The sequence below is a fragment of the Streptomyces sp. NPDC028368 genome (genome assembly GCF_055565615.1).
On sequence record NZ_JBVHTY010000006.1, the window covers coordinates 152,735 to 168,024 of the forward strand.

The 15,290-nt window shown below is 72.8% G+C and carries 13 protein-coding genes; 9 read left to right on the forward strand and 4 right to left on the reverse strand.

Going from position 1 to position 15,290, the window contains the following annotated elements; all coding sequences use genetic code 11:
* Window positions 1-52 precede the first annotated feature (52 nt).
* Window positions 53-946 (reverse strand): DMT family transporter, encoded by an 894-nt coding sequence (locus ACZ4S3_RS15885; protein ID WP_467933075.1) that lies wholly within the window; start codon window positions 944-946, stop codon window positions 53-55.
* 211 nt (window positions 947-1,157) lie between these two features.
* Between ACZ4S3_RS15885 and ACZ4S3_RS15890 the strand changes: the two genes are divergently transcribed.
* The 8 genes from ACZ4S3_RS15890 (at window position 1,158) to ACZ4S3_RS15925 (ending at window position 11,115) form a co-directional block, all read left to right on the forward strand.
* Window positions 1,158-2,813 carry an FAD-binding dehydrogenase gene (locus tag ACZ4S3_RS15890; RefSeq protein WP_467933078.1) on the forward strand — a complete coding sequence of 552 codons (1,656 nt, stop codon included), beginning with the start codon at window positions 1,158-1,160 and terminating at the stop codon, window positions 2,811-2,813.
* 294 nt (window positions 2,814-3,107) lie between these two features.
* A complete protein-coding gene (locus tag ACZ4S3_RS15895) occupies window positions 3,108-4,061 on the forward strand; it encodes a hypothetical protein (protein WP_467933080.1) in 954 nt (317 codons plus the stop codon).
* 41 nt (window positions 4,062-4,102) lie between these two features.
* Window positions 4,103-5,710 carry an APC family permease gene (locus tag ACZ4S3_RS15900; protein ID WP_467933085.1) on the forward strand — a complete coding sequence of 536 codons (1,608 nt, stop codon included), beginning with the start codon at window positions 4,103-4,105 and terminating at the stop codon, window positions 5,708-5,710.
* Complete coding sequence (locus ACZ4S3_RS15905) at window positions 5,707-7,623, forward strand: primary-amine oxidase (protein WP_467933089.1); 1,917 nt, start codon at window positions 5,707-5,709, stop codon at window positions 7,621-7,623. The genes ACZ4S3_RS15900 and ACZ4S3_RS15905 overlap by 4 nt, the downstream gene beginning before the upstream one ends.
* 80 nt (window positions 7,624-7,703) lie before the next feature.
* On the forward strand, window positions 7,704-8,468 hold the full coding sequence (locus ACZ4S3_RS15910; RefSeq protein ID WP_467933093.1) for a molybdopterin-dependent oxidoreductase: 765 nt from the start codon (window positions 7,704-7,706) through the stop codon (window positions 8,466-8,468).
* A complete protein-coding gene (locus tag ACZ4S3_RS15915; RefSeq protein WP_467933096.1) occupies window positions 8,452-9,102 on the forward strand; it encodes a cytochrome b/b6 domain-containing protein in 651 nt (216 codons plus the stop codon). Before ACZ4S3_RS15910 ends, ACZ4S3_RS15915 begins: the two co-directional genes overlap by 17 nt.
* Before the next feature lie 100 nt (window positions 9,103-9,202).
* Window positions 9,203-9,814, forward strand: a complete 612-nt coding sequence (locus ACZ4S3_RS15920) for a helix-turn-helix domain-containing protein (RefSeq protein ID WP_467933099.1) — start codon at window positions 9,203-9,205, stop codon at window positions 9,812-9,814.
* Window positions 9,811-11,115, forward strand: a complete 1,305-nt coding sequence (locus ACZ4S3_RS15925) for an MFS transporter (protein WP_467933103.1) — start codon at window positions 9,811-9,813, stop codon at window positions 11,113-11,115. The genes ACZ4S3_RS15920 and ACZ4S3_RS15925 overlap by 4 nt, the downstream gene beginning before the upstream one ends.
* On the opposite strand, the gene ACZ4S3_RS15930 is transcribed toward ACZ4S3_RS15925, so the two are convergent.
* From ACZ4S3_RS15930 to ACZ4S3_RS15940, 3 genes are all read right to left on the reverse strand, one after another.
* A complete protein-coding gene (locus ACZ4S3_RS15930; RefSeq protein ID WP_467933107.1) occupies window positions 11,069-12,310 on the reverse strand; it encodes a sensor histidine kinase in 1,242 nt (413 codons plus the stop codon). The two genes, ACZ4S3_RS15925 and ACZ4S3_RS15930, sit on opposite strands and share 47 nt — an antisense overlap.
* Window positions 12,307-13,071, reverse strand: a complete 765-nt coding sequence (locus ACZ4S3_RS15935) for a response regulator transcription factor (RefSeq protein WP_467933111.1) — start codon at window positions 13,069-13,071, stop codon at window positions 12,307-12,309. The genes ACZ4S3_RS15930 and ACZ4S3_RS15935 overlap by 4 nt, the downstream gene beginning before the upstream one ends.
* A gap of 83 nt (window positions 13,072-13,154) precedes the next feature.
* On the reverse strand, window positions 13,155-13,565 hold the full coding sequence (locus tag ACZ4S3_RS15940) for a (2Fe-2S) ferredoxin domain-containing protein (RefSeq protein ID WP_467933115.1): 411 nt from the start codon (window positions 13,563-13,565) through the stop codon (window positions 13,155-13,157).
* Between the two features lie 52 nt (window positions 13,566-13,617).
* Between ACZ4S3_RS15940 and ACZ4S3_RS15945 the strand changes: the two genes are divergently transcribed.
* Window positions 13,618-15,009 (forward strand): cytochrome P450, encoded by a 1,392-nt coding sequence (locus tag ACZ4S3_RS15945; RefSeq protein WP_467933119.1) that lies wholly within the window; start codon window positions 13,618-13,620, stop codon window positions 15,007-15,009.
* The last annotated feature ends 281 nt before the right edge of the window (window positions 15,010-15,290 follow it).

A 15,290-nucleotide genomic window follows, 5' to 3' on the forward strand; every position in this document is an offset into this window, starting at 1 on the left:
AGGCAAAGCGCAGCGACAACGTGGGGCGCCCCCACCGAACGGCAGGGGCGCCTCAATACGGCTGCAGCTCCCGTACGGGATCCGTCTTGCCCGCTCCCGGCGGCATCGCCGGATGGCTGCCGATCAGCACGATTCCCGCGATGACGGCCGCTATCCCGGCCGCTTCCCAGGCCAGTGCCCCGGTCGTCACCCGCAGCTGGTCGCCGAGGAAGCCCACCCCGCAGGCGATGCCGGCCAGCGGCTGGGCGGCGGTCAGCGCGGGCAGCGACATCCGCAGCGGGGCGGTCTCGAAGGCGCTCTGCACCATGACCAGCGCCAGCACCCCGAGCACGACGATGGCGTACGGCTGCCAGCTGGTCAGCAGCGCGCTCCAGCCGCCCTGTCCGAAGCGGTCGCCGCTGATCCGGGTCAGCGCGTCCTGCAGTCCGTACAACAGCCCGGCCGCGACGCCCAGCAGCGCCGCCTCCAGGCTGACGTGCACCCGCTCGCGTTTGGCGACGGTCGCCAGCAGCAGGGCGGTGCCCAGCACCACGCCCATGATCAGCCACTGCGCGGGCCGGCCCGCCTCACTGGTGCCGCCGTGCGGTCGGCCCGCCACGATGAACGCCGTGACGCCGCACGCCAGCAGCCACAGCCCGGCCCAGCCGCTGCGGCCGAGCCGCTGGCCGCTCAGCCGGCGGGCCAGCGCCATCGCGAACAGCAGATTCGTCGCCAGCAGTGGCTCCACCAGAGTGATGTCGCCCATCCCCAGCGCCAGCGCGCCCAGCGCCATCCCCATGACCATCAGGGCGATGCCGGCCACCCAGCGCGGCATCCGCACCAGGTCCAGCAGCAGCCGCAGGGAGAGGTAGTCCTTGGGCGGGGCGTGCTGTGCCGCTTCCTGCTGGAGGACGAAGCCGAGTCCCAGACAGCAGGCGGCCCCAAGGGCGAGCAGAATCACCGTCACGTCGCACACCTCGTATCGCGCGGGGCGGGGGATTGCGCCTGAGGACAGTCATCCGGCGGTGGCCCGGGGTGACCCTCAACACCCCCCATTCTTGCGCGCACCCGCCCGTACCACCGGGTAACAAAGGGTTGACGGCATGGTCCGGCACGCTGAGGATCGAGTGCACCACGGCTGCCGGGGCGTCCGGCGGGCCTCGGTGAGGAGAGCTGAGATGGCGTACGACGCTGATGTGATCGTGATCGGAGCGGGGCTGGCGGGGCTCGCGGCCACCGCGGAGCTGGTGGACGCCGGACGCAAGGTGATCCTCCTCGACCAGGAGCCCGAGCAGTCCTTCGGTGGTCAGGCGCACTGGTCCTTCGGCGGCCTCTTCCTCGTGAACTCCCCCGAACAGCGCAGGCTGCGCATCCGCGACAGCCACGAGCTGGCCTGGCAGGACTGGCTGGGCACGGCGGGCTTCGACCGGCCCGAGGACCACTGGCCGCGCAAATGGGCCGAGGCGTATGTCGACTTCGCGGCCGGTGAGAAGCGCGCGTGGCTGCACCGGCAGGGCGTACGGATCTTCCCCGTCGTCGGCTGGGCCGAACGCGGCGGCTACGACGCGACCGGCCACGGCAACTCCGTCCCCCGCTTCCACATCACCTGGGGCACCGGGCCGGGCCTCGTTGCGCCGTTCGAGCGCCGGGTGCGGGCCGGTGTCGCACGCGGCCTGGTGGAGCTGCGCTTCCGCCACCGGGTCACCGGGCTGTCGCGCAGCGCGGGCAGTGTGGACACGGTCAGCGGGGAGATCCTGGCGCCCTCCGACGCCGAGCGGGGCAGGCCCAGCGGCCGCGAGGTCACCGGTGCCTTCGAGCTCAGGGCGCAGGCCGTGATCGTCACCTCGGGCGGTATCGGCGGCAATCATGATCTCGTTCGCGCCAACTGGCCCGAGCGCCTGGGCAAGGCCCCGGAGCGGATGCTGTCCGGGGTGCCCGCGCATGTGGACGGCAAGATGCTGGGCATCACCGAGGCGGCCGGCGGCCGGATCATCAACCGCGACCGGATGTGGCACTACACCGAGGGCATCGCCAACTGGAACCCCATCTGGCCGATGCACGGCATCCGGATCCTGTCCGGTCCCTCCCCGCTGTGGCTGGACGCCCGCGGCAAACGGCTGCCGGTGCCGCTGTTCCCCGGCTTCGACACCCTCGGCACGCTCGAGCACATCATGAAGACCGGCCATGACCACACCTGGTTCGTGCTCACCCGGAAGATCATCGAGAAGGAGTTCACGCTCTCCGGCTCGGAGCAGAATCCGGATCTGACCGGCAAGAGCGTGCGCGAGGTGCTGGGGCGTGCCAGGGCCGGGGCGCCGGGGCCGGTGCAGGCGTTCATGGACCACGGCGTGGATTTCCTCGTGGAGCGGTCGCTGAGCACTCTCGTACGGCGGATGAACGAGCTCACCGAGGACCCGCTGATCGACGAGGCCGCGCTGCGCCACGAGATCGTCGCGCGGGACCGCGAGATCGCCAACTCCTTCACCAAGGACCTCCAGGTCACCGCGATGCGCGGGGCCCGTAGATACCTCGGCGACCGGCTGATCCGCACCGCCGCCCCGCACCGGCTGCTGGACCCCAAGGCCGGCCCGCTGATCGCCGTACGGCTGAGCATCCTGACCCGCAAGACGCTCGGCGGCCTCGAGACCGACCTCTCCTCGCGGGTGCTGACCGAGGGCGGCGAGCCCCTGCCGGGCGTCTACGCGGCGGGCGAGGTGGCGGGGTTCGGCGGCGGCGGGGTGCACGGCTACCGCTCGCTGGAGGGCACCTTCCTCGGCGGCTGCCTCTTCTCGGGACGTACGGCGGGGCGCGCGGCGGCCAGGGCGGTTTCCTGACCGCGCCGGGACGCGCCGCCGACTCCGGCCGGCGGTCGGTCAATATCGTTTTCCGGAAGGGGACTTGGCGGGGATCAGGCCATTCCCTTACCGGCCTTGACGCGAAGCTGTACGGAACGCTTTGCTGTGCGTGAAATTCCCGTAGTGGATCAGACCACTCTCCGCTGACGTGCTACGCGCGCAGACCCGGTCCGCTCCCACTCGGACGACACGGTTCCCCCGGGCGACACGGTGCGCCCGGATGACACAGCGAGGTGGAAGATCGGTGCAGCGCGGCATGGAGTCCCCTGGTCCATGAACCCGCCCCCGTCACCTCCGCTGGGACGCTCCCGCCGCAAGGACGCCCCGGCCCTCACCCCGATCCTGGACGACGCCGAACTGGGCGCCGCAGCAACGGCGTTGACCCACGGAAGATGGGGTGAGGTGCGTACCCTGCTCGCCGAGACCGGCGAGGAATGGGACCTGCGCGGCCACCGATTAACGGTCCTGGGCACCGCGCCGGGCTGCGCGGCCTGGGCCCGTGACTGGCAGCTCGCCGAACCGGACAGCGGCGATGCCGCCACCCTGCTGGCCTGTGCCACCGTCCACCTCGCGCTGGCCGGCAAGGGCGGCATCCAGGATGCCGCAGAGGACTGCCGGACCGCCGCCGCCATGCTGCCCGCCGACCCGACCCCCTGGCTCGGCACCCTGCTCCTCGCCCGCCACACCGGCACCGTGGACGAACGCGAGCAGGCCTTCGACCGGATACGGGCCCGCCACCCCGACCATCACCACGCGCACCACCTCATGACGGCCTGCCTCGCCGAATTCCAGGAGGGCGACCGCGACGACCCCCTGCACCAGGTCTACGACTTCGCCGCCTGGGCCGCCGAACAGGCCCCGGCCGACTCCCCGCTGGCCGTCCTCCCCGTCATCGCGCACGCCGAGCGCTACCGCGTCCTGGTCGCCCACGGCCTCGAGCCCGCCGACCCCGCCGCCTCCGGCCACTGGTCCACCCGGCGCGCCCGCCAGGCCATGAAGGCCGCCTTCGACTGGTGGCTGGAGTGGGAGGGCGAGGACCACCCGCGCTCCAAGGTCGACCTCAACTTCCTCGCATACGCAAAGTTCCACGAGGGGCGGATGGCCGAGGCGGCCGCGCTCTTCCACCGCATCGGCAACCACGTCACCCCCGAACCGTGGTCGTACGCGGGCCGCCACCCCGTCAAGGCGTTCAAGGCCGCCCGCGCCGCCGCCCTCGGCGCCACCTGATCCCACCCCACCCCCCCATCCCTGGAAAGGACAACCCCGCCATGCCGACCGGCAGTTCGGGAAAGACGAGCAGTGCCACCGCCATCGCCGGCCCCGGGCGCACGACCGGCCCCGACGGCGCGATCAGCACCTTCAAGGGCCAGGAACGCGCGCTGCGGGCCGACCGGATCGGCACACCGGGCCTGTTGCTGTCGGTACTGGCCGCCAGCGCACCCTTGATGGTCGTCGCCGGCATCATGGTCACCACGTATCAGGTCATGGGGATCGTGGGGCAGCCGCTGCTGTTCGTCATCCTGGGCGTGGTGATGGCGCTGTTCAGCGTCGGCTATGCCGAGATGAGCCGGCATGTCCACAACGCCGGTGCGTTCTACGCCTATATCGCCCGCGGCCTGGGCGGTACGGTCGGCGCCGGCGCCTCCTTCGTCGCGCTCGTCTCCTACAGCATCATGCAGACCGGTATCTACGGCATGTTCGGCTACGAGGTCTCCGCGCTGCTGGAGCGGTATCTCGAGCTCTCCGTCGCCTGGTGGATCCCCGGGCTGCTGGGCGTCGCGGTCGTCGGAGCGCTCGGCGCCCTGAAGATCGACCTCAACGCCAAGGTCCTCGGCGTCCTCCTGCTCATCGAGGTCGCCATGATCGTCATCTTCGATCTCGCCTTCGCCGCCCGGCCCGGACCGCAGGGCCTGACCCTGCACGCCTTCGACCCCGCCACCCTCGGCGGCGCGGGCCTGGGCACCACCCTGTGCTTCGCGGTCACCGGCTTCATAGGCTTCGAACAGGCCCCCGTCTACGCGGAGGAGACCAGCCGGCCGGGGACCGTCGTGGCCCGGGTGATGTACCTCACCGTCGGCTTCGTCGCGGTCTTCTTCGCCCTCAGCTGCTGGCTCATCGGCGTCGCCACCGGCCCGGACCATGTCGTGGCCGCCGCCGGCGAACACGGACCCGGGCTGATCTTCGCCCTGGCCGAACAGCGCCTGGGCACCCTCTTCACCGACGTCCTGCATCTGTTCTTCGTCACCGGCATCTTCGCGGCGATGCTCAGCTGCCACAACGTCGTCGCCCGCTACGCCTTCGCGATGGGCCGCGAGGGCCTGCTGCCCGCCCCGCTCGGCCGTACCGCCAAGACCAGCGGCGCCCCCGCGCTCGGCTCCCTCCTCCAGACCGTTATCGCGCTGGCCATCGTCACCGCCTTCGCCGTCAGTGACAACAAGCCCGCCGGCGACCCCACCGCCCCGGTCATCCACCTGTCCGCCTGGGCCGGGAACATCGGTGCGTTCGGCGTGATCCTGCTGATGGCCAGCGCTTCCGTCGCCGTCATCGTCTTCTTCATACGCCGCGGAGCGGGCCGCGCCCAGGCCGGCCGGCTGATAGCCGCCGGGCTCGCCGCCCTCGCCCTGCTGGCCGTACTCGTCTACGGCGTCAAGGACTTCGACATCCTGGTCGACGCCGGGCAGGGCTCCGTACTGGGCTGGCTGCTGCCCTCCCTGATCGGGGTCGCCGCCGTCATCGGCCTCGTCCACGGCCGTTTGCTGCGCGCCCGCAAGCCAGAGGTGCACGCCCGGATCGGGCTGGGCAACGAGGCCTTCCAACTGGACAAGGCGGCCGGCGGCGCGTCCGCCCCCACCCCGCACAAGGAGAGCCGAGCATGACCACCCGCCACCCGCTCGACCCGCTGACCGCCGACGAGATAGCCACCGCCCGCACCGTTCTGGAGGAGGCCGGCAAGGCAGGGGAGACCACCCGCTACCCGCTTGTCCTCCTCGAAGAGCCGGACCGGCACACCGTCACCGGACACCGCCCCGGTGCTCCCGTCGTCCGCCGGGTCCGTGTCACCCTCCTCGAACCGGCCACCGGCACCGGCCACGAAGCCCTGGTCGACGTCACTGCCCGCACCCTGCTCGCCTACCGCGCACTCGACCCGGAGACCGACGGCCGGCCGCCGGTCCTGGTGGAGGAGTACGAGCGCTGCGACGCGATCGTCAAGGCCGACCCGGGCTGGCGCAAGGCCATGGCCGAACGCGGCATCACCGACACCGACCTGGTCATCTGTGCCGGCCTCGCGGCCGGCAACTTCGCCGTCGAGGAGGAGCGCGGCCGCCGGATGCTGCGCGCGCTGACCTTCCTGCGCTGCGAGGCCACCGACAACCCCTTCGCGCATCCCGTCGGCGGCCTGGTCGCCGATGTCGACCTCACCGAGGGCCGGGTCATCCGCCTGATCGACACCGGCCCGGTCCCGGTGCCCGCCGAATGCGGCCGCTACGAGGCCGAGTTCACCGGCCCGCACCGCACCGACCGGAAACCGCTGGAGATCACCCAGCCCGAAGGCCCGTCCTTCACTCTCGACGGCCCGCTCCTGACCTGGCAGAACTGGCAGCTGCGGGTGGACTTCAACGCCCGCGAGGGCCTGGTCCTGCACCAGATCGCGTACCGCGACGGCGACCGGCTGCGCCCCGTACTGCACCGCGCCTCGCTCGCCGAAATGGCCGTCCCGTACGCCGATCCCGATCCCACCCGCAACTGGGTGTGCTACCTCGACGTCGGCGAGTACACCCTCGGCCGGAACGCCAACGCGCTCCGCCTGGGCTGCGACTGCCTCGGCGAGATCCGCTACCTCGACGCCGTCGTCGCCGACGACCACTGCGCCCCGCAGACGCTGTCCAACGCGATCTGCATCCACGAGGAGGACCATGGCCTCCTGTGGAAACACACCAATATGTTCGACGACTTCACCGCCGAGAGCCGCCGCTCGCGCCGCCTGGTCATCTCCTTCATCGCCACCCTCGGCAACTACGACTACGGCTTCTACTGGTACCTCTACCAGGACGGCACCATCGAGTTCGAGGCCAAGTCCACCGGCCTGGTGCAGACCACCGCCACCGTGCCCGGTGAGCGCACCGGCTACGCCACCGAGGTCGCGCCCGGTCTCCAGGCGCCCTTCCACCAGCACCTCTTCTGCGCCCGGCTGGACCCGGCGGTGGACGGCCACGCCAATACCGTCGAGGAGATCGACGTCGTACCGCTCCCGATGGGCCCGGACAACCCCAACGGGAACGCCTTCACCACCCGCGCCACCCCCATCGCCGACTCGGCCGCCGCGGGCCGGCTCGCCGATGCCGCCGTCGGCCGCCGCTGGGCGATCACCAACCCCGCCGCCTACAACCGCATGGGCCGCCCCGTCTCCTACACCCTCACCCCGCAGCCCGGCCCCACCCTCCTCGCCCGCCCCGGATCCTCCGTCGCCCGCCGCGCCGGCTACGCCACCCGCCACCTCTGGGTCACCCGCGGCCGCCCCGAACGCCGCTTCCCCGACGGCGACTACCCCAACCAGCACCCCGGCGGCGCGGGCGTCCTCCAGTGGTCGCGGCCCGGCGAATCCCTCCTGAAGACCGAACTCACCCTCTGGCACACCTTCGGCCCCACCCACCTCCCACGCCTGGAGGACTGGCCGGTCATGCCGGTGGACCGCTGCGGTTTCACCCTCCGCCCTACCGGCTTCTTCGACCGCAACCCCGCTCTCGACCTGCCGCCCGAGAGCGGCGGCCACTGCCATCCGGCGTCCTGACGCGGCCCGCCAGATGACGAAAGTCTGACGCCGGGGCCCGGACGCTGGCCCCGGCCGCCGTGCGGTGTTCGAATCTAAGGGTGACCAAGGACGCGATTCCGGCCGGTGCGGCGGACGACGGCGGTGGCGGCGGTCCGGACGGGCGCGGCGCCCCCGTCGGCCGCCGTGTGGTGCTCGGCATGCTCGCCGCCGGCGCCGCGGGCATCGCCGCCGCCCCCATTCTGCAGCGCGCCTACGACAACACCCTCGGCGCCGCGGCCCAGAACGACCCCACCGGGATCTCCGGCCTGTTCCCCGCAGGCGGCGGTTTCCGCTACTACTCCGTGACCGGCTCCGTACCGCACAAGGACGAGCGCACCTACCGCCTCACCGTCGACGGCCTGGTCCGTCACCCCACCGCCTACCGCCTCGCCGACCTGCGCGGACTCCCGCAGACCCGGATCGTCCACGACGTCCAGTGCGTCACCGGCTGGCGGGTCCCCGGCACCCCCTTCGAGGGCGTACGCCTGGCCACCCTGCTCGACGCCGCCGGCGTGAGCCCCCGCGCCAAGGCCGTCCGCTTCACCTCCTTCGACGGCGCCTACAGCGAATCCCTCACCCTCGCCCAGGCCCGCCGCCGCGACGTCCTGGTGGCCCTGCGGATGCAGGACAAGCCCCTCGGCCACGAACACGGCGGACCGGTGCGGCTGTACGTCGCGCCCATGTACTTCTACAAGTCGGCGAAGTGGCTTTCCGGGATCACCGTCACCGACCGCGTCGAACCCGGATTCTGGGAGAACCGTGGCTATGACGTCGATGCCTGGGTCGGCCGGTCGAACGGACGCGACGATGCCCCCATCAGCTGAGCGCACCGCGGCCCGCTCCCGCATCCCCCGCTTCACCCCCGCCGAACACTGGGTGCACCGCGCCACCGCCACCCTGCTCACCGTCTGCATTCTCACCGCGGGCTGCCTCTACCTGCCCTTCCTCGCCGAACTCGTCGGCCGCCGCGCCCTGATGGTCACCGTCCACGAGTGGTCCGGCATCCTGCTGCCCGTCCCCCTCCTCCTCGGCCTCGCCTCCCGCGCCCTGCGCGCCGACCTCACCCGCCTCAACCGTTACGGCCCCCACGACCGCCGCTGGCTGTACTCCGCCCTGCGCCGCCGGCGCACCGGCCGCCCGGCCGGCAAGTTCAACGCCGGCCAGAAGCTCTACGCCGCGTGGATCGCCGGCGCCGTCCTGGTGATGATGTGCACCGGCCTCCTGATGTGGTTCACCCACCTCGCCCCGCTTCTCTGGCGCACCGGCGCCACCTTCGTCCATGACTGGCTCGCCCTCGCCGTGATCATCGTGGTCGCGGGTCATGTCTGGATGGCGTTCGGGGACCGGGAGGCGCGGCGGGGGATGCGGACGGGGTCGGTGGATGCGGAGTGGGCGCGGCGCGAGCATCCGATGTGGCGGCACGAGGGGCGGGAGAGGCACGAGGGGCGGGAGAAGTAGGACCGTTCCCGGGGAGCGGTGATTGCAGACAAACCTCTGCAGACAAACCTCTGCAGAGAAACCTCTGCAGAGAACTCTCTGCAGCTGTACGTTGATGCCCATGACCGCCACGCCACCGCCCACCCGCCACATGGACGCCCGCAGCCTGCGCGGTGTCGCGCACCCGCTGCGGATGCGCATCCTGGAGCTGCTCAGGCTCGACGGCCCGGACACCGCCACCGGCCTCGGCCGCCGCCTCGGGGAGAACACCGGCACGGTCAGCTGGCATCTGCGCCACCTCGCCGGTCACGGCTTCATCGAGGAGGAGACCGGCCGCGGCACCAAACGCGAACGCTGGTGGCGGGCGGCCCGCGTCTCCCACAACGTCAACACCACCGAATTCCGCGACGATCCCGACACCCGCGGCGCCCTGTCCGTCTATGTCCACGAGATCGTCCAGCAGCACTTCAACCAGGTCGTCGGCTACCTCACCGAGGACTGGGCGGCCGAGTGGCGGGACGCGGGAACCGTCACCCAGGTGCACGATCTCCGCCTGACACACGAGCAACTCGCCGCTTTGAACGCGGACTTGATGGAGGTCATCGATCGTCACCGGGAGGCGACGCAGGCCTCGCCGCAGGCCCCCGATGCCCAGCCCGTCATCGTCCAGCTCCAGTCCTTCCCCCGCACGGAGCGCGGCAGGGAGCAGGGCGCGGAACGGCACGGGCGGTGACCGGACTGCTGCGCAGGCACCGCGATTTCCGGCTCCTGTGGTGCGGCGAGACGTCCGGCAGGTTCGGTGAGGCGGTCACCCGGGTGGCCATGCCGCTGGTCGCCGTCGCCACGCTGCACGCCGACACCTTCGCGGTCGGCGTGCTCGGCGCCTGCGGCTGGCTGCCCTGGCTGCTGATCGGCCTCCCGGTCGGCGTGTGGGTGGACCGGGTGCGCCGCCGCCCCCTGATGCCGGCCGCCGCCGCGCTCTCCCTCGCGCTGTTCGCCCTCGTACCGCTCCTGGCCCGGTCCGGCGGGCTCACCCTCGGTCTGCTGATCGCCCTCGCCCTGCTCGCCGGTGCTGCCTCGGTCCTCTTCCAGACCGCCTACAGCGCCTATCTCCCCACCCTCCTCGACCCGGCCGACCAGCCCGAGGGCAACGCCAAGCTGCACGGCAGCGCCTCCGCGGCGGGGATCGCCGGCCAGGGCGCGGGCGGCCTCCTCGTCCAACTGGCCGGCGCGGCCGACGGGTTGTTCGCCAACGCCGCGACGTTCGCGCTCTCCCTCGGCTGCCTGCTCGGCATCCGCCACCGCGAGCCGCGCCCGGACCCCCGTCACCGTCCGCGGCGTTCCCTGACGGCCGAGGTCGCCGAGGGCCTGCGCTGGGTGGCCCGCGACCGCTGGTTCCGTACGCTGACCCTCTTCGGCGCCGCCTCCAACCTCGCGCTCATGGGCTACCAGTCCCTCACGGCCGTCTTCCTGGTCCGCGAGGTCGGCCTGCCGCCGGGTGCCGTCGGCGGGCTCCTGGCGTCGGCCGGCCTGGGCGGCGTGGCCGGCGCCCTCGCCGTACGGCGCACCGCGCGCCGCTTCGGCACCGCCCGCGCCACCCTCCTCTTCGAACTGGGCCTGGCCATCCCGGCGTTGCTCATCCCGCTCACCGGCCCCGGCGCCGGATGCCTGCTCTATGTCGCGGGCTCCGGCTGCGTCTCGGCGGGCGTCGTCGGCGGCAACATCCTCAAGGCCGGTTTCCAGCAGCGTTACTGCCCGCCCCAGCTGCTCGGCCGGCTAACGGCCAGCACCTCGTTTCTGAACTACGGCACCCTGCCGCTGGGGGCATTGCTGGGCGGCGCGGTCGGGGCCGCGCTGGGCGTCCGTACCGCACTGTGGATCATGACGGCGGGGGTGCCGCTCGCCGCGCTGATCCTGGTCTTCTCGCCGGTGCGGCGGGTGCGGGACCTGCCGCTCGAGCCCGCGGACGGGCCGGGCCACCCGTCTCTCAGTCGGCCCGCGGCCCCTGCGGCTGCCCCGCCGGCGGCTCCGTAGGCGGTTCCGCGGACGGCAGCTCCACCTCGAAACGGCACCCCGCCCCGGCGTTACGGACCGTCGCCCGGCCCTGGTGCGCCTCGACGATGCCGCGCACGATCGCCAGTCCCAGCCCCGCCCCGCTCCCGCCGATGGGGGCACCTCCCGCGCATGGGGGTCCCTCCGCTCGAGCGGAGCCGGGAGTGGGGGAGAAGCCGGGAGCGGGGGAGCGGGGGGTGCGGGCCGGGGCGCCGCGCCAGCCGGTGTCGAAGACCCGGGCCAGGTCCTCGGGCGGGATGCCGCCGCAGCCGTCCTCCACGGCGAGGACCACCCGGCCCGCCTCGTGCCGCGCGCTGACCGCGACCGTGCCGTCCGCCGGTGTCGCCCGGATCGCGTTGACCAGCAGATTCCCCAGGACGCGGGTGATCTGCTGCGCGTCCACCCGGACCGGCAGCGGCACCACACCCCCGTCCACCAGCCGCACCCCGCTCGCCCGCGCCAGCGGCCCGGCCCCCGTCAGCGCATCGTCCACCAGGTCGTAGACCGACACCCGCGAGAACGTCAGCGCCAGCGCCCCGGCCTGGATGCGGGCGAGTTCGAAGAGGTCGTCGACCATCGCCGCCAGCCGGTCCACCTCGACCCGCATCCGGGAGTGATAGCGCCCGGCGTCCTCGGCGACGCCGTCCTCCAGCGCCTCGGCCATCGCCCGCAGCCCGGCGAGCGGGGTCCGCAGATCGTGCGAGATGCCGGCGATCAGCTCGCGCCGCGAGAAGTCCAGCGCCCGTTCGCGCTCCCGGGCGGCCGCCAGCCGGCCGCTGGTCTCCTCCAAGGCCCTTGACAGTGCGGCCAGTTCGGCCGTCGGCGGCTCGGCGGGCGCCACGAATCCGCCCTCGCTCCCGACCGTACGGGCGGACCGTGCCAGCTCCCGGCTGCCCGCCGCGATCCGCCGCCCGAACAGCAGCGCGGCGGCCAGCGACACCACTCCGGAGACGCCGACCACGGCCATCACCACGCCCAGGTCGTGCCCGGAGAGAAACATCGCCTGGGCGACCGCCACCGTCCCCGCCGCCATCGCGGCCACCGCCAGTGCCGCCACCGCGAACAGCGAGAGCGCGACCGAGCGCCGGCGCAGCGCCCGTACGGCGGGCGCGGCAAGCAGCCCCACGAGGGCCGCGCCGAGCGCTGCCAGCGCCACGATCACCAGGAAGTCGGTCATGACCGCGCCGCGCCGCCCGCCGGGTCGAAGCGGTAGCCCGCGCCCCAGACCGTCGTCACCAGGCGCGGCGCCGCCGGATCGTCCTCGATCTTCTCGCGCAGCCGCCGGACATGCACCGTCACGGTCGACAGATCACCGAACTCCCACCCCCACACCCGGTGCAGCAGCTCCTCCCGCGCGAAGACCTGCCCCGGGTGGTGCATCAGAAAGACCAGCAGGTCGAACTCGCGGGCGGTGAGGGCGAGTTCGCGCCCGGCACGGTCGGCGCGGCGGCCGCCGGGGTCGGCGCTGAGGTCACCGGCCCGCAGTACGGGGGAGTGCGCGGCGGACGGCGGCGCGGACTCCGCCCGGCGCAGCACCGAGCCGATCCGCAGCACCAGCTCCCGCGGGCTGAACGGCTTGGTGACGTAGTCGTCCGCGCCCCGCTCCAGCCCGAGGATGCGGTCCGCCTCCTCGCCGCGCGCCGTCAGCATCACCACCGGGACCGCGGGCCCGTCGTCGGCCCGGCGCAGCCGCCGGCACACCTCCAGGCCGTCGATGCCCGGCAGCATCAGATCGAGGACGATCAGATGCGGGCGGAAGGCCGCGGCCCGGTCGAGGGCGGCGAACCCGTCGGCGGCGTGCTCGGTGGCGTACCCCGCACGGGAGAGATAGCCGGTGACGACCTCGGCCACGGTCGGATCGTCCTCGACGACCAGGACGCGCCGCGGCGGCCCGGGGGGCGGATCCTGCGCGGGCGGCGGGGGCGCGGAAGGCGTCATGCCCCCAGCCAACACCACCGGAGGGCCTGCGGGGCGGATGCCCCCGCTCCCGTAAGACTCAGGTAACCCGGTACCCCCGTCCGCTAGGCGGTGCCGCCCTCCAGCCCCTCCCGGACCCGCCGCGACACCGTGATCGCGTACAGATCGAGAATCCCCGGCGGTTCGGCGATCCCGGGTCCGCCGGCCCGTATCCACGAGGCGATGTCCGCCAGCGCGTCGTCGTCGTTGACCAGCCCCAGCCACACGGGCCGGCCGCCCGCGGCCCGGCCCGCCGCCGATGGCTGGACCACGACCACATTCGCCTGGTCGCAGACGTCCAGGCACTCCGAGGCGCGCACCGGGGCTGCCCCCGCGAGCGCCTCGCGCAGCCGCGGTATCTGGCCGCTGTGGTCGACGCCCGGGACCTTGGCCGGGTCGCCGCAGCAGCAGCCGCGGCAGACGGTGACACGACAGGGGGCCTCGGCGGCCTTCCGGCCGGAACGCGTGGTGATCATCCGGCCCATGTTACGTGCCATACCCGGCCCGTTTCCTGGACAGGAATGCGCCATGACCCTCCCCGTCGATTCCCCCCGCGAGATCCCCGGCCCGGCCGGCCTCCCCGTCCTCGGCTCGATGCTCGACCTGCGCCGCGACTCCCTGGGCACCTTCTTACGTGCCCAGCGCGAACACGGCGATGTGGTCCGCCTGGAGGCCGGCCCGCCGGGGCTGCGCAGCGTCTTCCACGCCGTCTTCGCGCCCGAGGGCGTCCAGCAGGTCCTCGCCTCCGAGGCCGCCAACTTCCGCAAGGACCACCCGCTGTACGAGGAGGTCCGGCAGTCCTTCGGCAACGGCCTGCTCACCAGCCAGGACGCCGACTACCTCCGGCAGCGGCGGCTGGTGCAGCCGCTGTTCACCAAGCGCCGGGTCGACGGCTATGCGTCTGCCGTGACGACCGAGGCCGACGCCGTCGCCGAGCGCTGGCGGACCGCGGACGCGGACACCGTCGACCTGGTGGGCGAGATGAACCGGCTGGCCCTGTGCACGGTCTCCCGGATCCTGTTCGGTACGGACGCCCAGGCGGCGGTGGAGGCCGTCAACCGCTGCGCTCCGGTCATCAACGACTATGTCGTACGGCGTGCTTACGTACCCGTGAAGATCCCGCGTGAGTGGCCCACCCCCGGGAATGCGCGGGCGCGTGCGGCCACCGACGAGCTGAACGCGCTGTGCGACCGCATCATCGCGGAGCGGCGCGCGGCGGCAGCGGCGCCGGCGGATGGTGGCGTACCGGGCGACGACCTGCTCTCCCTCCTCACCGATGCGGGCAACGACGAGGACGGCTCCCTCGACGCGGCCGAGGTCCGTGAGCAGGTCCTGATCTTCCTGCTGGCCGGTCATGAGACGACGGCGACCTCCCTGGCGTTCACCCTCCACCTCCTCGCCGGGCACCCGCAGGAGCAGCGGCGGGTCCGCGAGGAGATCGACCGGGTGCTGGGGGAGCGCACCCCCACCGCCGCCGACCTGGACCGGCTGCCGTATCTCACGCAGGCGCTCAAGGAGTCCATGCGGCTCTTTCCGGCGGCGCCGGTCATCAGCCGCCGGGCCGTCGCGGCCACCCAGATCGGCGGATTCCGGATCCCGGCCGGCGCCGATGTGGTCGTCGCGCCCTGGGTCACTCATCGCCACCCCGCGCTGTGGGAGGAGCCCGAGCGTTTCGACCCGGACCGTTTCACCCCCGAGCGCGAGGCGGCCCGCCACCGCTACGCGTGGTTCCCGTTCGGCGGCGGCCCGCGCGCCTGCATCGGGCAGCACTTCTCGATGCTGGAGTCGGTGCTGGCGCTGGCGACGCTGCTGCGCTCGTACGAAGTGACGGCGGTGGACCAGGAGGTGCCGGTCGCCGCGGGGATCACCCTGCAGGCCACGGGGCCGGCCCGGGTACGGCTGCGACCGCTCCTCGTATAAACGCAACGAAAATAGCGTTTGCTTTCCGGTGGCGGTGCGCGTACGGTCGATACCGGTCCAGCGCGCCGCCCCGGCGCCACCGTCCGACAGGAGAAGGCCGTTGCTCGTCTGAGGTCCCCAGACACCGCGCCCGCGGCATGCCCCGCGCTCTGCGATCCGCACTGTGATGCACGCTCCGATGCACACTGCGAACCGCACCGCGATCCCGGCATCGCGCGGCCGCCCGTCCGTGACCTCGGCGTACGCGCGGCGTACCCCGGCGCACCCCGGCGTTATGACGC